Source organism: Acinetobacter sp. YH12106 (genome assembly GCF_013418995.1).
In the GTDB taxonomy this organism is placed as follows: domain Bacteria; phylum Pseudomonadota; class Gammaproteobacteria; order Pseudomonadales; family Moraxellaceae; genus Acinetobacter; species Acinetobacter pseudolwoffii.
Window position 1 is genome coordinate 370,524 of record NZ_VPAV01000001.1, and the last position, 19,444, is coordinate 389,967.

The following is a 19,444-nucleotide window of genomic DNA, read 5'->3' on the forward strand; positions in this document are numbered from 1 at the left end:
TGGTTTTTTATGCTCTAGCCAAATGAGGGTTTAAGCACGAATAATCAGTTCATAACCGGTATATTTACGCATATTGATTACACCGGTATCCAGAATTAAATACTGACCTTTAATACCCTGTAATTTGCCACGAATCACCGGAGTTTTATCCAGATTATGTGATTTAATCTTTTCTGGATATTGCTCGACCGGATAAATAAACTCGCGTGCCAATTCCTGCTCAAGCACTTCAATATTTTCATTAAACTCAAGATTCTGATTAAATTCTTCACGAATGCTTTGAATTTTAGGTGCAAATTCTTCTAACAGCTGTTCACGGACTTCAATCAGATTCAGTGGTTCTGCTTCACCTTTGAGCAGCTTGCGCCAGTCTGTTTTGTCTGCGACCTGCGTACCAAACATGACTTCCAATTTGCCAGAGAGGCGACGTGAGCCAACTTTCATAATCGGCAGGGCTTGGGTTGCGCCCTGATCCAGCCAGCGGGTCGGCATTTGGCTGGTACGGGTAATCCCGACCTTTAATGCACTGGAATTGGCTAGATAGACAATATGCGGTTGAAAGCAGACATTCTGGGCAAATTCATCTTCGCGGCAAGTGCCTAAATGATAATGACAGGTTTCTGGCTTCATGATGCACATATCACATGAAGCATTGGTCTTAAAACATTTAAAACAATGACCTTGCGAGAAAGATTTTGAGGTTTTATTGCCACAAGATACGCAATAAATCTTCCCCGTCCATTCAATCTCGATGTCTTGGCCTAAATTAAACGGAAGATCAATTTCTGCACGATCCAGAATTAATTTATACTCAACATTTGCCCGCTGTATCTGTTGATCAGTTACACTAAGGTCTTTGAGGCCGACATGCATTTTATGGCAAATGCCCTGAAGTTCCATAAAGATTACTCACTTAAATCATAAGGATGCAGTTATGGCTGAGCAGAATGTCATTACTTCAATGCTAGACGATTTCGCACAGGAACAGCCAATTCATACTGCTATTTGTATTGGGCAGGACTTAAGGCAAGTCCAGTTTCAGCCATCTATTCAATGGCACTATTTTAGCGTATCTGGCTTTTTAAATCTGCCTTTTCAGCAGCGTTATGACCTGGCTGTGGTAATGCTGGATACGATAGAAACCGAAAACTTGTCTGAACAGATCATGAGTCAAATCTTGGTGAAATTGCGTGATTTATTTGCTAAACGTCTGGTGGTGATCAGTCGGCTGCAAGATGAAAAACTATTGAGAGCTTTGGGGTTTACCCAGCTGATTGACAAGACCACGCACGGAGCGGATTTTGCGCTGTGGCAGTTTAATATTTTAACCTATAAGCATGTGCCCGACTGGTTTAACTCCAAGTTCTGGGCCAATCCGGAAAACTGGGATAAATTTCGCTGGTAAGCCTGTGCCTGCTTAATTGCAAATATTAACACAATCCTGCCTAGACAATATGAGAACAGACCGTATTCTGTAACTATGATGCATACAGGATATAGAGCATGACGAATCTGAGTAATATCGTGGAAATATTGGCCAAGCAGGCATTGGGTGGCGGGCAGTCTCAAAAGCGATCTTCACAGCAGGGTGGTCTGGCAGATATCCTGGGATCGGTATTGGGTCATTTGAATAAATCTCAGACTCAACAAGATCAGAGTCAACACAAGCAGAATCAGCAGAATCAAGCCGGCCAGCAGACCCGACAAAATGGTTTGGGTGCAATTTTAGGTTCAGTTCTCAGTCAGTTAGGTGGTGCAAATCGTCAAAGTACTGCTCAACCCCGTTCAGGATTGGGAGGAGGTTCGACTGGCAAAACCTTATTGATTGCTGTGCTACCTCTGGTACTGGCCTGGATTCAAAAACAGGGTGGTTTACAGGGTGCATTGGATAAGCTTAAAGGACAGGGGTTGAATAGTCAGGTTGATGACTGGGTGTCGACTGGCCCGGGTGAAAATGCCAATGTCGATCCGCAGCAGGTACAAAATCTGTTTGATGATCAGGAAATTGAAGAAGTTGCACAGCAAACTCATGCGCCTAAACAGGATGTGTATAGTGCAATTTCACAAGTCTTGCCGCAGATTATTGACTCACTTACGCCACAGGGTGAACAGACCAGTAAGCAGGAAGCCAATAATGATATTCAAAATGTCTTGAATATGGTCTCAGGGCTTCTCAAAAAATAAATTCCATCATGTAAAAATCCCGATTTGAGTCGGGATTTTTTAATGCTATGCAGACTTTAAAATCGCTAATCTAGGTTCAGGCTAAACAGCTGGTTAGAGTCACAGATTTTTTTGGCAATATAATGAGATTTTCGGGTACGAATTAAAATAATTTGCGATTGAAAACCCAGTTCACCAAACTCTGGCTCTACCTGTACATAATGCAGTTGCCCATATTCATCTCGAACCCGCGCTTGAGCAGAAAATCCAGGGCGGGCATTGCCACTTGAAATCGTTGCCAGACGGCCGAGCAAATTGACATTATTCTTTTTATATTTGGGTGGAATGACCTGATCCAGACAATGAATCATGAAAATCGTAAAAAAAGTGGCAATAATTAAAGCCGGAATAATCAGATAATAAGCCGGCAGAAACTCAAACTCCTGAGAATAGATCAGGAATTGTAAAACATAGCCAGCAAAGCTGAAATTCATCAGAAAGAAAAATACAATTAGAGTTTTGGAGAATTTGACATTCAACAGGTCTAATTGTTGAAAATTATAAGGTGAAATTTTTTGCAAAAATTTGCTGGATCTGAGTCCAAAATAGAAACCAATGGTTTTCACCACGCCAAACAAAATAATCGCCAATAAACTGAGATGAAAAGGCATCAGATTATAGTCTAGAAAAAATGCAGGCATGGTGAAGTCCGTTTTAGGTCTTATTCTGTGAGGTAAATTCCACCATCAGAATGCACGGTAATTTCTACTTTTTCAAGTGACTGACCTTGGCAAGGCCCGGAAATACATTCACCGCTTTCTACCAAAAACAGTGCACCATGCGTTGAACATTCAATAAATTCCTGATCACGATCCAAAAACTGGTTTTCCAGAAATTCCAGCTCGACTTGCAAATGCGGACACAGGTTTTGATAGGCATAAAAGGCTCCATCGCGCTGGGTAATAAAAATAATATCCCCATTCTCCAGTTCAAAAGCTCGGGCTTCACGCTCTGGAATATCTTCGGTCATACAAATTTTAAACATTAAGCACATTCCTTCTGAAAGTCTTGTAATAATGCCGTATAGTCTTCAATCGCTAAACGTGGGCCAAATTGCGAAACCACCTGACTGGAAATTAAAATCGCCAGTTCAGCCGCAGTTTTAAGACCTAGGTTGGCATTCAAGGCATACAGGAAAGCCCCGGCAAATGCATCACCGGCACCATTCGCATCTACTGCAGTAACTTTGCGGCCAGGCACTTTAAATGTATTGTCGTGATCCGAAATAAGTGCACCCTCGGCTGACAATGTAATGACAACGTGTTGACTGAGTGTTTTTAATTTAACTAGAGCCGCGTCAATATTATCGGTCTCTGTATACATCAGGGCTTCTTGCTGGTTACACAGCAACAGGTCGACACCTTCTGCAATCATTTCATCCAGACCGGCACGCGCATATTGCACCATGGCAGGATCCGATAAAGTTAAAGCAATTTTAACTCCGTTAGCGCGGGCAATTGCACGTGCCTGTTTGACGGCATGGCGTGCTGTTTCAGAAGTCGATAAATAACCTTCGATATATAGCCATTTCGCAGTATTTAGCGCACTAAAATCAATTTGTTGATCCGTGAGTTCAGCAGTAATACCTAGATAAGTATGCATGGTACGTTCAGAATCAGGACTCACCAGAACCATACAAGTTCCCGTTACACCTTCGCTGATCGACTGGATTGTGGTCTGAATGCCTGCATCATTTAAACCTTTCAGATAGATTTGCCCCAGTTCATCATTACCAACACGGCAACCATAAAATGCAGAACCGCCAAGTGCAGAAAATGCCACGGTAGTGTTGGCTGCTGAACCGCCTGAAGCCTGACCCTTATAAACTTGAGTCGCTTGAAGATTTTGATAAAGTCTGGCCTGAGTATCACCATCTGTCAGCTGCATGGTGCCTTTTTGCAAGTGATGTGCAGTTAAAAAGTCGTCAGACACTTTAAATTCTTGGTCAATCAGCGCATTACCAATTGCAAAAAGATCAACATTTGCCATGTTCAAATATCACATTAAAAATGAAAGTGCCAAGTTTACACGATTGCTTGGGATTGCTGTAGTTTGCTGAATCATTTTCAAATATTTTCCAAAAATGCTGTATTTTATTCAGTGACTATCTTTGGTCTAAGATTTGACTTATTTTTATGCACTACGTTGCTGTAGCATTGATTTAAGCATCAAATTTTATTTATAAGGATATATCGCGTTCGACATGATACTTTAAAGTCGTTCTGCGAAGATCATTCTTCACAATCATTTCAAATAGTGTGCGTATATGGATATTAAAATTGTAAAAGTTGAACAACTTCCTGACCAAGTCGAAACGCTAGCGACCCTTGCGCGTAAAGAAGGCTTAGATGTGTTGGATAAGTTAATTGAAGAATATCGCACCGGTAAAAACTGCTTTGCTCAAGCCAATGAACATTTACTGGTCGCGCATGATGGCAAAAAACTGATTGCCTGTGGTGGCCTAAACCAGCAATGGGGCGATAATGGCATTGAAGAGCGGATTGGTCGTGTGCGCCGTTTTTATGTCCATCCAAAATATCGGCTGCATGGGGTCGGTAAACAGCTTCTGGCTTATCTGGAACAGTTGGCAGCTCCGCATTATTCGGCCTTATGTCTGCAAACAGATACCCGACTGGCTGCCAGCTTCTATCAAAAACAGAATTATGTATTTGTGGAAAATAATCCAAGTTATAACTACTTCAAATATTTGATTTCGTGATCTTGCGGCTGTTGAGCCAGACTTAGCCAGTAAATTTGATGATTTAATTTTCAAATGATCAAGTTTACTTAATTCGATCAAAATCCTCGGTTTTCAACGTGAATAATTCAGATAACTAAAGCTATAATGTCCTTAGTTATTTTAATTAAAGCATTAGGAGATCGCATGACTGTAGATGTCACTGAAACCATTTCTCAAACTGTACATCCTGCGTTTCAGTTGTTACGTCAACAACATGTTGAAGCTTTAGACATTTTTGTGTCTGAATATAAACATAAAGTGACTGGTGCCACACATTATCACCTGGCGACCAATCACGATGAAAATGTCTTTCTGGTGGCGTTTCGTACCCAGCCGATGGATTCTAAAGGCGAAGCACATATTCTGGAACATACGGCACTTTGTGGTTCAGAAAAGTTCCCGGTGCGCGATCCATTCTTCCTGATGATCCGCCGTTCATTGAACACCTTCATGAATGCTTTTACTGCGGCAGACTGGACGGCTTATCCATTTGCAACGCAAAACAGCAAAGATTTTCAAAACCTGCTTGAAGTGTATATGGACGCGGCATTTGCTGCGAACCTGAATCCACTGGATTTTGCTCAGGAAGGCATTCGCATTGAACTGGAAAATGGCGAGCCAGTCTATAAAGGCGTGGTCTTTAATGAAATGAAAGGGGCGATGAGTTCGCCTTCAGACCAGCTTTATCATACGCTGGCGCATCATTTATATCCGCATACCACTTATCATTATAATTCTGGCGGTGATCCAAAAGATATTCCTGACTTAACTTACCAAGAGTTAGTCGATTTCTATAAGTCACATTATCATCCAAGTAATGCAGTCTTCATGACTTTTGGTAATCAATCTGCATTTGAACTGCAAGAACAGTTTGAAAAACTGGCATTGTCCAAATTTGAGCAAGGTCAGACCTTATATCCAACGCCTGAAACCCGTTTGACTGCACCATTGACTGTGACAGACAGCTATGCGGTCGATGCTGAAGATTTGCAGGACAAAACCTATCATGTGCTGTCATGGTTATTGCCAGAAGCCAGCGATATTAAACTGCGTTTGGGTATGCGTTTAGTCGAAGGGATTTTGCTGGAAGATTCAGCATCACCACTGCGTCATTATCTGGAAACCTGTGATTATGCACAGTCTAGTGGTCCATTTATGGGTGTGGATGATTCTAATTTTGAAATGACCTTCTACTGTGCGGTACAGGGTTCAAATCCTGAACATGCGGAAGAATTTAAAAATGGCGTGTTTAAAGTTTTAGAAGATGTCGCCTCTAAACCGGTCGATCAGAACATGGTCGATGCAATTTTGCATCAAATTGAATTGCATCAGCGTGAAATCAATGGGGATGGCACGCCTTATGGTCTGAGCCTGATTCTGAGCGGTTTGGGCAGTGCGATTCATCACCGTGATCCGGTGGAAGTCTGGGATGTGGATTCCGCGATTGCTGCGGTGAAAGAAGAACTGCAAGATCCAATGTGGTTATCCAACCTGATTCAAGAGCATCTGCTGGATAATCCGCATCGTGTACAACTGACCCTGGTTCCGGATGCGACCAAATCTGCCAAAGAAGCGGCCGATGAAAAAGCCCGTCTGGCTGAAATTGGCAAGAATCTGACCGAAGAGCAGAAAGCAGACATTATTGCCCAGACTGAAGCATTGAATGTGCGTCAGGATACACCGGATGACTTGAATTTATTGCCAAAAGTCGGTCTGGAAGATGTACCTGCGGAATTACAGATTGTTCAGGGCCAGTTACGCGAGATTATCTGTAATCAGGTCGATACGCCGTTGAACCTGTATCATGCCGGTACCAATGGTATTTATTATCAACAGGTTTTAGTGAATATTCCGGATGAAGTGGTGCAGTCGCCATACTTCAACCTGCTTTCGATCCTGATGGGCGAAGTCGGTGCGGGTGAATATGATTATCTGGAATTCCAGCAACTGCAAACTGCAGTAAGTGGCGGTCTGGGTATGGGCGCATCGCTGCGCTCTAAAGTCGATGACAAAAACAAGATCACGGCTTGGCTGACGCTGACCACCAAATCACTGGTGAATCATTTAGATGCCATTCGTCTGTTGAAAATCGGTTTTGAACAGCTACGTTTTGATGAAAAAGACCGTATTATTGAACTGTTACAACAGCGTAAAACACGTTGGCAGTCACGTGTTTCCGGTTCGGGGCATAGCTATGCGATGCAATCTGCATCTCGTCAGCACAGTGCCTTGGCATTGCGTGATTATCACAATACTGGTCTGGGTGCATTAAACTGGCTGATCGAGCTGGTCTCTAAAATTGAAAAAGATCCGGCTGAATATGATCTGCTGATTGACGAGTTAAAACGAATTCATCGTGTCTTGTTGCAAGCCCCGAAGCAGTTCCTGCTGGTGTGTGAAGAGCCGCAATCTGATAGCTTGATTGAAGAAATCCAGAATGTCTGGGACAAACTGGCGGTTGATCCTGCACCGGTTGCACTGACTCAAATCGAAAAAGTGACGCATGATCAGCATGAAGCCTGGTTAATTCAGGCCAATGTCCAGTTCTGCGCGGCTGCTTATCCGGCGGTCGAAGTGGCGCATCCTGATGCTGCTGCCTTGATGGTGCTGGCGGGTTATTTACGTAATGGCTTCCTGCACAGTGCAATCCGTGAAAAAGGTGGTGCTTATGGCGGTGGTGCCAGCTATGACGGCAATGCCTGTTCATTCCGTTTCTACAGCTACCGTGACCCGCGTCTGGCAGAAACCTTTCAGGACTTTGATGCCAGTATTCAGTGGTTACTCAATGCGCCGCAACAGCCGCATCAACTGGAAGAAGCGATTCTGGGTCTGATTGCCAGTATGGATAAACCGGGTTCACCAGCGGGCGAGGCAATCACTGCATGTTATGCCTATCTGCATCAGCGTACACCAGCATTCCGTAAGAAATTACGTGAGCGTCTGTTAAATGTCACACTGGATGATTTAAAGCGTGTTGCACAAACTTATCTGCTTGAGCAGCAGGCTACTAAGGCAGTCGTGGCGCCAGTGGCAAAACGTGAAACGCTGGAGCAGCTTGGTTTTGTAATTCAACAAGTTCTATAAATAAAAAAATGAGGATAAGGGATGGCGCTTAATTCGTTTAGGCGCTCAACTCTGCAGCTGAGCGTTGTGCTGGGCTGTACAGTTGGGACGCAAGTGAATGCGGAAGAAAAAATAGTGGTGAATAGTCCCATGCCGGCAACGGCTGAAGCCTGTGCAGCACTGGAAATCAGTGCAGAACGTCTGGCCTGTTATGATAGCTTGTTTAAAATAGCGATTATCGATAAGCCGGTGATCGTTTCTGAACGTCGTGCAGCAGTAGAAATTGCGCCTGAACCTGATAATTTAAAAGCCAGAATGGGACAAACCGTTTCTAATATTTATGCTTCTGAAGGATCAAAGCTGACACCAAATCTGTCTTTGCTGGATAGTCGCTGGGAATTGTCTCCGGAAAGTAAACTGGGTACCTGGAACATCCGTTCTTATCAGCCAATTTACCTGATGCCCGGTTTTTGGACTTCAAAGAAAAATGAATTACCCGAGAGTGAAAATCCCAACAATATAGAGACAGAGAAACAGAATCTCACCTCGACTGAAGCTAAGTTTCAACTGTCTTTAAAGACCAAGGCGGTTGAAAATATTCTGGGGAATAATGGGGATCTCTGGCTCGGTTATACTCAGTCTTCACGTTGGCAGGTCTATAACTCGGAAGAGTCACGTCCGTTTCGTGAAACCAATTATGAGCCCGAAGCAAGTTTTGTTTTGCGTACCAATTATGACCTTTTTGGTCTTAACTGGCGTATGTTGGGACTAACCATTAATCATCAGTCCAATGGCCGTTCTGACCCGTTGTCGCGTAGCTGGAACCGCGTCATGCTGAATCTGGGCTTTGAAAAAGACAATTTTGCCCTGATGGTTCGCCCTTGGTATCGCTTTGAAGAGAATCGTGACGACGATAACAATCCCGAGATCAAGAACTATATTGGACGCGGCGACATGACGGCTTTTTATCGTCATAACGAGCATGATTTTTCTTTAATGCTGCGTCATACCTTAAAAGGCGGAGATGACAATCGTGGTGCAGTCCAGTTCGACTGGTCATTCCCGATCAGTGGCCGTTTACGTGGTCAATTCCAGCTTTTTGATGGCTATGGCGAAAGTCTGATTGATTATAACCATCGTGCCACTTATGTGGGCTTGGGTGTTTCCTTAATGAACTGGTTCTAAGTTTCCAGGCTTCATCATTTTAGAATTAATATAAAAAAACCATGCTGTGGCATGGTTTTTTATTGGGTGGTTTAACCAATCTGGATTTCTGAAGGCGGATGTTTGATTCGGCTCTTTTTCGGGGTAGCAATGAAATAAGCTAAAGTCAGTGGCCCTAAACGCCCTGCAAACATTAACAGCATCAAAATAATCAAACTGGCAGGTTGCAGCTCTTCGGTTATTCCTCGGGTCAAGCCGACCGTGCAGGCTGCTGACACGGCTTCAAACAACAGATCGAGAAAGTCATGTTCAGGTTCCAGAATTAATAAACTCATAAAGCCCATCACAATTAAGGCCGCTGTAATACAGACCACGGCCAGTGCCTTAAACGTGGTTTTTTCGGGAATAGAATGATTAAACAGACGGATTTCATCTTCGCGTCTTAAAAAACTGATCACGCTAATCAATACAATAATAAACGTGCCGACTTTAATTCCGCCCGCCGTACTTAAGGAGCCGCCGCCAATAAACATCAGAAACATGGTGACGAGGGTCGATGCATCACTCATTTGCTCCATCGGTAAGCTATTAAAGCCTGAAGAGCGGGGAACAGTGGCATGGAACCAGGCATTTACGGCTTGATCGCTTAGACTCATCAGGCCCAGAGTTTGCGGATTAGAGGCTTCGAGTAGCCATAGTACAATAAACGCACTCAGATTGAGCCCCAGAATCGTCGAAAGAATGAGCTTGCTATTGGTACTTAACTTGCGCCAGCGTCTATGTTGCTTGACATCCATCAGCACCAGAAAGCCGATACCACCAATGATATACAGCATACTGATAGTAAAGGTGATCAGATACTGCCCTGAAAAGCTCATCAAGCTATTGGGAAAAAGTGAAAATCCACCATTATTGAACGCTGACACACTATAAAAGGCAGCATAAAAGAGCGCTTCACTGAACGGATATTCCCTGAGCCAGGACAAGGTCAGAATCAGCGTACCGATAGCTTCAAAAAACAGGGAATATAAAAATACCGCTTTAATGGTAAAACTGACTTTTTTCAGGCTGGTCTGGCCAATCGATTCCTGTGCCATGACTTGCTGTTTGAGCCCCATCTTGGGTGCCAGACTCATCACTGCCAGAATGGCAAAAGTCATAAAACCCAATCCACCGCATTGCAGCAGAAACATAATGACAACCTGGCCAAATACCGTATAGGCTTCACCGACATTCACTACGGACAGTCCGGTAATGGTCACCGCAGAAGTAGCCGTGAAAATGGCTTGCAACCAGCTGATATCACCCTGATGGGCAATAGGTAACATCAGTAGCAGTGAACCGATCAGGATTAATCCGAGAAAACCCAAGGCCAATAAACTCGGCGGGCTGAGATTAATGGTTCTATGTTGCTTTAAGTCAGAACTTCTCATAGCGCTTTAAAATATCTGGCGAGATGGCGTAAAGGCTCCAGTAATCCTTCAACCACAAGAATATCGCCTTCCTGCAGAATCAGGTCGGATGCGACCTGGTATTGCACCACTGATCCGCGCTTATGTAATAAGGTGGTGATTTCAGGGGCGTGCTTCATCAGCTGGTTGAGCGGCGTAGCATGATGATCGGCATGAATCTGAATTTTGACAATATAATGATCATCTTCCAGTGCCATATAACGACTGACCATTGGGTAGCTTAAAGACTGAGCCACACGCACGCCCATATCTTCTTCAGGATGAATGATTTTCTCGACATTGAGATGGGTCAGAATCATGTGATGAGATTTGGATTTGGCTTTTACCCAGATTTTTTTGACGCCCATATTTTTCAGGTGCAATACACACAAAATACTGGCTTCAATATCTTCTCCGATCGCCACGACTACGGCATCACAACGCTGTACATTCAGTTCATCCAGCACATGCTCATCGGTTGCATCGGCAATTACAGCATGGGTCAGTTGATCAGAAATATTTTCTACATATTTTTTATTCAGATCGATTCCGATCACTTCATGATTCAGACTGATCAGTTGCGTGGCCACAGTCGCACCAAAACTACCCAGCCCAATCACTGCAAATAATGCCATGAATATTGTCCTAACTATTTTTATTACATCTCAATTTTAGTGTAAGAGAATTTCGTAAAAATTGCGCTGCTATTCAGCAAGCTATGCCGAGATAAATAGTATGATCATGATTTTGAGTTGCACATAAAAAACCGCCTCGAAAGGCGGTCTATATTTTAACAATTACTTCAGGAAGCGCTGATAGCCCAGATTATTGGTAATTTCCTGATATGGATAGGTAATGGTTTCAAGGGTTTCAATCAAGCCATCCGGATTCTGCTGCGCATCGGTCGCCTCCAGACCCACCAGAACACGCCCTTCCGCAGCGCCGTGGTTACGGTAATGGAACAGGGTAATGTTATGCGTTGGGCCAAGACGTTCCAGGAACATTAATAAAGCACCAGGACGTTCTGGAAATTCCACCCGGAACAGGCGTTCATTTTCAATATCGGCATGACCACCAATCAGGTAACGAATATGCAGTTTTGCCACTTCATCATCAGACAGGTCATCGACGTCATACTGGAATTTTAGCGTTTCATAAATTTCCTGACGTTCTTTTTCACCATTTTTTAAGCTGATCCCAACAAATACTTGAGCAGCAGAGACATCACTGGCACGGTAATTAAATTCGGTAATATTGCGACCTTGCAAAGCGCGACAGAAGTTGAGGAATGAACCTTTCTGTTCTGGAATCGTCACGGCAAAAATCGCTTCTTTACGTTCACCGAGTTCGGTACGTTCGGCGATATAACGCAAACGGTCGAAGTTCATATTGGCACCGCATACAATCGACACCATATTTTTGCCTTCGATTTTATGTTCTTCGACATATTTTTTAATGCCGGCCAATGCCATAGCACCTGAGGGTTCGACAATGCTGCGGCATTCGTCATAAGTATCTTTAATGGCTGCACAAATTTCGTCGGTATTGACCAGTACCACATGTGGTTCTACGATCGGGCCAGAATTATCTGACTTTTGCAGGCGAATCACTTCAAATGGTTTTTCACCAATTTGTGCGACGGCTGTACCGTCAGCGAATAAACCCACAGAAGGTAAAATGACACGTTCATTGGCCTCTAAAGCTGCTTTTAAGCATGCCGATTCGTCATACTCCACCGGAATGACTTTGACATGCGGGGCAACATCACCCAGGTAGGCTGCCACACCTGCGATCAGGCCACCGCCACCTACCGCTACAAATACATAATCAACATCGCGCCATTGACGCAAGATTTCATTGGCAATGGTACCTTGACCCGCCATCACCAGCTCATCATCATAAGGCGGAATAAAAGTCATGCCATCTTCTTGAGCACGTTGAATTGCATATTTGTTGGCAACGTCGAATGAGTCACCATGTAAAACAACTTCACCCCCAAGGCGTTTTACCGCTTGGACTTTAATATCTGGTGTTGTTTTTGGCATTACGATAATGGCGCGAATACCCAATTTTTTACCTGATAATGCCACGCCTTGCGCATGGTTGCCTGCTGAAGCTGTGATGACACCACGTTCCAGTTGAGATTTCGGCAATTGACTAATGCGGTTATAGGCACCGCGTAGCTTGAATGAAAAAACCGGTTGTAAATCTTCACGTTTAAAGCGGATGTTATTATTGAGTCGTTCGCTAATTCGTGGTGCTGCTTCGAGTGGAGTTTCGATTGCAACATCGTAGACCGTTGCTTGTAATATTTGTCGAACCAAACGAGACAGCATGTTAATTTTCCATCTAACAGTTTAAAATAGGCGCTTATTGTAACAAACCATACGGCTTTGCGGTTCGAAAATACTGCAAAAGTCCAAAATAGTTGAGTGAAGCCATGAGTCTATATGCAACCCAAGATGAGAAAAAACAAGCAGCGGCCCGTGCTGCTCTGAAACACTTACCAAAAGGCGGCATTTTAGGCGTAGGTACCGGAAGTACGGTTAACTTTTTAATCGATTTATTGCCAGAACTTCAGTTAGAAGCGGCTGTGGCAAGTTCTGAAGCAACGGCGCAACGTCTTAAGAAGTTAGGCATTGAAGTGGTCGATATGAACTCTGTCGGCGGACTAGATGCTTATGTCGACGGCGCAGATGAAATTGATCGTCATTTACATATGATCAAAGGTGGTGGTGCAGCACTGACACGTGAAAAAATTGTGGCATCGATTGCGAAAAAATTTGTGTGTATTGTCGATGATTCAAAATGGGTCGGACAATTGGGACACGATTTCCCGCTGCCAGTTGAAGTGATTCCTATGGCACGTTCTGCGGTTGCACGTAAAATTGTCTCTTTGGGCGGTGATCCTGCATATCGTGAAGGTGTCGTGACTGACAATGGTAATGTGATTTTAGATGTGCATAATCTGAATATCTTAAATGCACTTGAGCTTGAAAAAACGCTCAACAACATTCCTGGCGTGGTCTGTAACGGAATTTTTGCGATTAATAAAGCGGACATCGCAATTGTGGCAACCAATGACGGTATTGAAGAACGTACTGCGGTTTAATCCTTTAATTTTATAAATTAAATTCCCCTAAATCTCCCTGAGCGAAGTTTTAAAGCACTGCTTTAGAACAAGTGCAAGAAGGGAGACTTTTAAAAGCCCCTCTTTGAAAAAGGAGGGTTAGGGAGGATTAAAAATAAAATCAATAAAATATGACCCCAAACCTCCCTGAAATCCAAATTACTCGAAAATTACGCGCAACACGCTTGAGACTGCGTGTAGAGCCAACGCAAATTAAATTAACTGTGCCGCAGTTTTGCACACAGCGCCAAGTTCAAGAATTTTTAAAACAATCAGAACAATGGCTGATTAAAACCTGGCAATCGCAGCAGGAAAAATTCCAAAAAATAGACCGAACGCTACCAACTGAGCTGCAGCTGTTTAATTTAAACGTACCAGTTCAGATTCATTATCAAAGCCAGAAACATAACTTTGTTTTCGATTCTGAGAAGTTACAGCTCTGTGTCAGTGATCGACATCCTGAAGAATATTTAACAGCTTTTGTCATCAGCTATGCCAAAGAACAGCTTCCCCTATATTTAAATCTTGTCTCACAGCAATGCAATCTGCCTTTTAAAAAGTGCAATATTCGCCAACCCAAAACCCGCTGGGGCAGTTGTTCTGCTCAGCATGACATTATGCTGAATAGTGCTTTGGTGCTATTTCCCGAAGAAATTACCCGTTATGTCGCGGTACATGAACTGGCACATACCCAATATTTTGATCATAGTTCACTTTTTTGGGCGGAAGTTCAGAAACATGATACAAATTTTCAACAGCATCGGAAAATGCTAAAAAATACGCCGTTGCCATATTGGTGGGAAGCTTAAAATTGAACTGAATAGAGAATGAGAGGGAAATAAAGGCTTAAAATAGCCTAAGCAATATAGATATTACTTTTCCATCTCTCTTTAATTTTGAAATTGTGTTCAGTACTTATAAAAAACCAGTAATCCCCGCTGAAACAGTTTAGAAAACCTCAACTTCCTGTCATACTACGCAGTTACGAAATGGAAACTTTGATTTGAGGTAGTGATCGTGATTACTGTTGGTATTGTCGGTGGTACAGGTTATACAGGCGTTGAATTGTTGCGTCTTTTACTACGACACCCAAATGTACAGGTGAATGTACTAACATCACGTACCGAAAATGGTCGCCGTGTAGATGACATGTTCCCAAGTTTACGCGGACATACCGATCTTCAATATTCAGATTTAAATATCGATGAACTTAAAAAATGTGATATCGTGTTTTTTGCAACGCCGCATGGTGTTGCCATGAAACATGCCGAAGCGCTTGTGGCTGCAAAGACCAAAGTCATTGACCTGGCTGCAGATTTCCGTTTACAAGATCTGCAACAGTTTGAAAAATGGTATGGCATGCAACATGCTTGTCCAGAACTGTTAAAAGACTCTGTTTACGGTTTATCTGAATTGAATCGTGAACAAATTAAACAGGCCAATGTAGTTGGAAACCCGGGTTGTTATCCAACCACGGTTCAGTTGGGTCTGGCGCCAGTATTAACATCAAGTGACGCATTAGTGAAACCTGAAAGCATTATTATTGATGCGAAATCAGGTGTGTCGGGTGCAGGTCGTAAAGCAAGCTTGGGCGGCATCTATACTGAAAATGCCGATAACTTTAAAGCCTATGGCGTAGCAGGTCACCGCCATCATCCTGAAATTGTCGAAGCTCTGGAAAATATCTCAGGTCAAAAAGATGTGTTTGATCACATTTTATTTGTTCCGCATTTGGTGCCAATGATCCGTGGTATGTTGTCGACCATCTACATCGATCTCACTGAAGCAGGACAAGCAGCAGATTTACAGGCATTGTATGAACAGTTCTATGCCAATGAAACTTTTGTCGATGTCATGCCAGCAGGCAGCTCACCAGAAACCCGTTCAGTGCGTGGTGCCAATCAGTTGCGTATAGCCTTGTACAAGCCGCAACCGACCAAGCTGGTAGTCCTGGTTGTACAGGATAACTTGGTGAAAGGTGCAGCAGGTCAGGCCGTACAAAACATGAACCTGATGTTCGGATTTGCCGAAGATGCTGGCTTAAATAATATTGGTTTATTACCATAAGAAACGTATTAGAACTTCACACACATTTAGATTTGGATTTAAATGTGTGTCTTGAATAAAGCAAACAAGAGATCAAAATGCCGAATAACGAGTCAAATACGACCATTCCTCAGGAACCAGCTGCAAAAAAATCTTTGATGAAAGGCAATACGCCCTTGGTCATTGGTGCGGCTGTATTGATCTTGAGCAGTGGTGTGCTCGGATATACCGTAGGACACCGTCAGGGTTTGACTGCGGCGGGTTATGATGCAGATGCAGAGCAACTGGTCGATGTGGTACAGACACAAAAAGCCAGTCTGGAAACATTAAATAAGAATCTGAATACTGCGGTTCAGGAGCGTGATCTGGCGGTGAGTAATGCCAATGATCTCTATCTGGCCATGACCAAGGCGCGTGATGAACAGGTGCAGGCTGAAAGTGTCGGAACCATTTATCGCGAGGTCTTACGTCAGCGTGGCGGTTTGGCTTTGGCCGTGCAAAACCTGTCGATTAAGCCTTTGCCTGAAAATGCCTTTGAATATCAGATTGATCTGGTTCAAGTTAGTCCGGGCAAAAGGCGTGCCTCCGGGAGTATTGAATTACGCTTGATTAAAGGGACTGAAATTCTGGTGGTGCCACTGGAAGACAAAAACTTTAATTTTGAAAATTATGAGCGTTTAACCGGTCGCTGGAGCATGCCAAAAGGCTTTAAGCCAGAATTTATTGAGATACGTCTCAGCGGTGCCAAACCGGTGATCCGTCGTTTTAGCTGGGAACAGGGCAAAGCAGTTGAAAATCAGTCTGCCGCCTTGTCAGAAATTCCGAAAACCGAAGCAAATGCAAATTAAGTGTGAAATATAAATCTTATGCCAAGCAATAAACGTCAAATGTGTTTAAGTGATATCAAAAATTCTTTTTATGAATCTGGAATTGTTGATTGGCATATCAGCCCGCGTTTAGCAAATGAACCTCTGGAAGGTGATGATTCTGACCTTGCTGTGCAGACTGCACCGCCAGAACTGAAACGTCCGCCCTTATATGCTGTCGTTTTAATGAACGACGACTATACCCCGATGGAATTTGTAATTGAAATTTTACAACAATACTTTGCAATGAATCTTGACCAAGCTACACAAGTAATGCTAACTGTACATTATGAAGGAAAGGGTGTAGCTGGGGTCTATCCTCGAGACATTGCGGAAACCAAAGCGAACCAAGTCAATAATTATGCTCGATCACAAGGTCATCCATTACTTTGCCAAATAGAGCCTAAAGATTAAGGGGGTTACATGCTCAGTCGTCAATTAGAAGTATCACTACGTTTGGCTGTCAGCATGGCTCGTCAAAAGAGACATGAGTTCCTGACCGTAGAACATTTATTATTAGCCTTGCTTGACAATGACTCTGCCGTAAATGCGCTTAAAGCATGTGGCGCAGACATTATCGTGTTGCGCAAGGAATTAGAAGAATACGTAGAACAGCATACCCCTAAGCTTGGTGAAAATAGTGATCAGGCACCACACCCAACAGAAAGTTTTGACCGGATCTTGCAGCGCGCGATTTTTCACGTGCAATCTAGCGGTGGTGATCGGACTGTAGAAGGTGCTGATATTCTGGTTGCGATGTATTCTGAGCGTGACTCATTTGCCGTCTATCTATTGAAACGTCATCAAATTAATCGCCTTACGCTAACTCAGTACCTGTCTCATGGTACGCGTAAAGAAGAAGTACAGGGTGAAGAAGAAATTGAAGACCTCGATGGTGAGTCTGCATCTTCAGCCAGTTCAGGTCCGCTTGAACTGTATACGACTAATCTCAATATCGAAGCGCAAAAGGGCAAGACCGATCCACTGATTGGTCGTGAAAAAGAAATTGAACGTGCCGCTCAAATTCTGTGCCGCCGCCGTAAAAATAACCCACTTCTTGTCGGTGATCCGGGGGTCGGTAAAACCTCGATTGCAGAAGGTTTGGCATGGTTGATCGTTAATGGTAAAGCGCCAAAACCACTCGAAAATGCTGAAATTTTCAGTCTGGATATTGGAGCATTGGTTGCCGGAACAAAATACCGTGGTGACTTTGAAAAACGCTTGAAACAGCTTTTAAATGCGCTGAAAAAGAAACCTGAAGCTGTGCTGTTTATTGATGAAATTCACATGATTATTGGTGCAGGCTCCAGTATGGGCAGCACCATGGATGCATCGAATCTGATCAAGCCTGCATTGGCCAATGGCACTTTACGTTGCATTGGTTCAACCACTTTTCAGGAATACCGTCAGGTCTTTGAAAAAGATCATGCTTTGTCACGCCGTTTCCAGAAAATCGATGTGAATGAGCCATCTATTTCTGAAACCATTGATATCCTACGTGGCTTGAAATCGAAGTTTGAAGATTTCCATCATGTGCAATATGACGATCAGGCATTGGTATCTGCGGTTGAACTTTCTGCGAAGTTCATCAATGACCGTTTCTTGCCAGATAAAGCCATTGACGTGATTGATGAAGCAGGTGCGCAGCGCCGTTTAAAAGCTGAACAAGATGACAGTTTGATCACGGTAGAAAACATCGAAGATATCGTGTCGAAAATTGCGCGTATACCACCAAAAACGGTCTCTAAAGATGACAAGAGCGTACTGGAAAATCTTGAGCGCGATCTGAAACGGGTGGTCTTTGGTCAGGATGAAGCGATCGAAGCTTTAGCGTCTGCCATTAAACTGTCTCGTGCCGGTTTGAAATCTCCAGATAAACCTGTGGGCAGCTTTGTTTTTGCTGGCCCAACCGGTGTCGGTAAAACCGAAGTGACCAAGCAGCTGGCTAAGCAGATGGGCGTAGAGCTGGTTCGCTTTGATATGTCCGAGTACATGGAACGCCACGCAGTGTCGCGTTTAATCGGTGCACCTCCGGGCTATGTCGGTTTTGATCAGGGTGGTTTGTTGACTGATGCGATCCATAAAAATCCACATTGTGTGCTATTGCTTGATGAGATCGAAAAAGCGCATCCAGATGTCTTTAACCTGTTATTGCAGATTATGGATCATGGTTCCTTGACTGACAATAACGGACGTAAATCGGATTTCCGTAATGTTGTCCTAGTCCTCACCACCAATATTGGTGCTGAAAGTATTTCACGTATTAGCATTGGCTTTATGGAACAGGACAATAGCAACGATAACCAGGAAGCGATGAAGAAAGCCTTCTCTCCGGAATTCCGTAACCGTCTTGACGGCGTGATTCAGTTCAAGGCATTGCCAAGCAGCATCATTGAAAATGTCGTGGATAAATTCCTGACCGAACTTCAAGCGCAACTTGATGATAAGAAAGTCATGCTGGAAGTGGATCAGAGTGCGCGTGAATGGATGTCAGAGCAAGGCTATGACCGTTTAATGGGCGCACGCCCAATGCAGCGTCTGATTCAGGAACACCTGAAAAAACCATTGGCAGAAATGATCCTGTTTGGTGAACTGGCTGAAAATGGCGGTAATGTTGCAGTGTCGGTGAAGAAAGAAAATGGTAAAGCTGTTGGCTTAAAACTTGAAGTCTTTGAAGACCAGACTGCTGAACCTGCTTAATCAATATGAAAAAATAAAACCCGTGCAAGCACGGGTTTTTTCATGCACTCATATTTTAAAT

Annotated in this window: 18 protein-coding genes; 11 read left to right on the plus strand and 7 right to left on the minus strand. The window is 43.5% G+C overall.

The genetic code is table 11. The features are described 5' to 3' along the window. Positions 1-30 precede the first annotated feature (30 nt). Complete coding sequence (locus tag FTU45_RS01900; RefSeq protein WP_005096774.1) at positions 31-900, minus strand: DUF2797 domain-containing protein; 870 nt, start codon at positions 898-900, stop codon at positions 31-33. Between the two features lie 34 nt (positions 901-934). Here FTU45_RS01900 and FTU45_RS01905 point away from each other — a divergent pair, with 34 nt between their 5' ends. Next, positions 935-1,405: a DUF6231 family protein gene (locus FTU45_RS01905; RefSeq protein ID WP_074382836.1), complete on the plus strand. Its 471-nt coding sequence runs from the start codon at positions 935-937 to the stop codon at positions 1,403-1,405. Positions 1,406-1,503: 98 nt separating this feature from the next. Continuing rightward, positions 1,504-2,184: a YidB family protein gene (locus FTU45_RS01910; protein ID WP_180075811.1), complete on the plus strand. Its 681-nt coding sequence runs from the start codon at positions 1,504-1,506 to the stop codon at positions 2,182-2,184. A 65-nt stretch (positions 2,185-2,249) separates the two neighbouring features. On the opposite strand, the gene FTU45_RS01915 is transcribed toward FTU45_RS01910, so the two are convergent. Genes FTU45_RS01915 through FTU45_RS01925 form a run of 3 tightly spaced genes read right to left on the minus strand, consistent with a single transcriptional unit; the run spans position 2,250 to position 4,212 of the window. Then, a complete protein-coding gene (locus FTU45_RS01915) occupies positions 2,250-2,864 on the minus strand; it encodes an OB-fold-containig protein (protein WP_005096777.1) in 615 nt (204 codons plus the stop codon). Between the two features lie 20 nt (positions 2,865-2,884). Further along, positions 2,885-3,193, minus strand: a complete 309-nt coding sequence (locus FTU45_RS01920; protein WP_171304337.1) for a Rieske (2Fe-2S) protein — start codon at positions 3,191-3,193, stop codon at positions 2,885-2,887. A 14-nt stretch (positions 3,194-3,207) separates the two neighbouring features. Beyond that, positions 3,208-4,212 carry an adenosine kinase gene (locus tag FTU45_RS01925; protein ID WP_180075812.1) on the minus strand — a complete coding sequence of 335 codons (1,005 nt, stop codon included), beginning with the start codon at positions 4,210-4,212 and terminating at the stop codon, positions 3,208-3,210. A 277-nt stretch (positions 4,213-4,489) separates the two neighbouring features. Between FTU45_RS01925 and FTU45_RS01930 the strand changes: the two genes are divergently transcribed. The 3 genes from FTU45_RS01930 to FTU45_RS01940 all read left to right on the plus strand — a co-directional run bounded on the left by FTU45_RS01930 (position 4,490) and on the right by FTU45_RS01940 (position 9,211). Next, complete coding sequence (locus FTU45_RS01930) at positions 4,490-4,942, plus strand: GNAT family N-acetyltransferase (RefSeq protein WP_005096782.1); 453 nt, start codon at positions 4,490-4,492, stop codon at positions 4,940-4,942. A gap of 165 nt (positions 4,943-5,107) precedes the next feature. Then, on the plus strand, positions 5,108-8,047 hold the full coding sequence (locus FTU45_RS01935) for an insulinase family protein (RefSeq protein ID WP_180075813.1): 2,940 nt from the start codon (positions 5,108-5,110) through the stop codon (positions 8,045-8,047). Positions 8,048-8,068: 21 nt separating this feature from the next. Further along, positions 8,069-9,211 carry a phospholipase A gene (locus FTU45_RS01940; RefSeq protein ID WP_100355013.1) on the plus strand — a complete coding sequence of 381 codons (1,143 nt, stop codon included), beginning with the start codon at positions 8,069-8,071 and terminating at the stop codon, positions 9,209-9,211. 71 nt (positions 9,212-9,282) lie between these two features. Here FTU45_RS01940 and FTU45_RS01945 read toward each other — a convergent pair whose 3' ends face one another. The 3 genes from FTU45_RS01945 to ilvA form a co-directional block, all read right to left on the minus strand. After that, complete coding sequence (locus FTU45_RS01945; protein WP_180075814.1) at positions 9,283-10,623, minus strand: TrkH family potassium uptake protein; 1,341 nt, start codon at positions 10,621-10,623, stop codon at positions 9,283-9,285. Continuing rightward, positions 10,620-11,276 (minus strand): TrkA family potassium uptake protein, encoded by a 657-nt coding sequence (locus tag FTU45_RS01950; RefSeq protein ID WP_159515796.1) that lies wholly within the window; start codon positions 11,274-11,276, stop codon positions 10,620-10,622. The genes FTU45_RS01945 and FTU45_RS01950 overlap by 4 nt, the downstream gene beginning before the upstream one ends. A 162-nt stretch (positions 11,277-11,438) precedes the next feature. Then, on the minus strand, positions 11,439-12,977 hold the full coding sequence (gene ilvA, locus FTU45_RS01955; RefSeq protein WP_005171103.1) for a threonine ammonia-lyase, biosynthetic: 1,539 nt from the start codon (positions 12,975-12,977) through the stop codon (positions 11,439-11,441). Positions 12,978-13,081: 104 nt separating this feature from the next. On the opposite strand from ilvA, the gene rpiA reads away from it, so the two are divergent. The 6 genes from rpiA (at position 13,082) to clpA (ending at position 19,383) form a co-directional block, all read left to right on the plus strand. Further along, on the plus strand, positions 13,082-13,753 hold the full coding sequence (gene rpiA / locus FTU45_RS01960) for a ribose-5-phosphate isomerase RpiA (protein WP_005096791.1): 672 nt from the start codon (positions 13,082-13,084) through the stop codon (positions 13,751-13,753). A gap of 149 nt (positions 13,754-13,902) precedes the next feature. Further along, positions 13,903-14,580 (plus strand): M48 family metallopeptidase, encoded by a 678-nt coding sequence (locus FTU45_RS01965; RefSeq protein ID WP_180075815.1) that lies wholly within the window; start codon positions 13,903-13,905, stop codon positions 14,578-14,580. 202 nt (positions 14,581-14,782) lie between these two features. Continuing rightward, entirely contained in the window at positions 14,783-15,838 is a 1,056-nt protein-coding gene (argC, locus tag FTU45_RS01970) for an N-acetyl-gamma-glutamyl-phosphate reductase (protein WP_180075816.1), read from the plus strand. 77 nt (positions 15,839-15,915) lie between these two features. Next, positions 15,916-16,665 carry a DUF6776 family protein gene (locus FTU45_RS01975; protein WP_180075817.1) on the plus strand — a complete coding sequence of 250 codons (750 nt, stop codon included), beginning with the start codon at positions 15,916-15,918 and terminating at the stop codon, positions 16,663-16,665. An 18-nt stretch (positions 16,666-16,683) separates the two neighbouring features. Beyond that, positions 16,684-17,097: an ATP-dependent Clp protease adapter ClpS gene (gene clpS, locus FTU45_RS01980; RefSeq protein ID WP_005171093.1), complete on the plus strand. Its 414-nt coding sequence runs from the start codon at positions 16,684-16,686 to the stop codon at positions 17,095-17,097. A 9-nt stretch (positions 17,098-17,106) separates the two neighbouring features. Then, complete coding sequence (gene clpA, locus FTU45_RS01985; protein ID WP_005171089.1) at positions 17,107-19,383, plus strand: ATP-dependent Clp protease ATP-binding subunit ClpA; 2,277 nt, start codon at positions 17,107-17,109, stop codon at positions 19,381-19,383. The last annotated feature ends 61 nt before the right edge of the window (positions 19,384-19,444 follow it).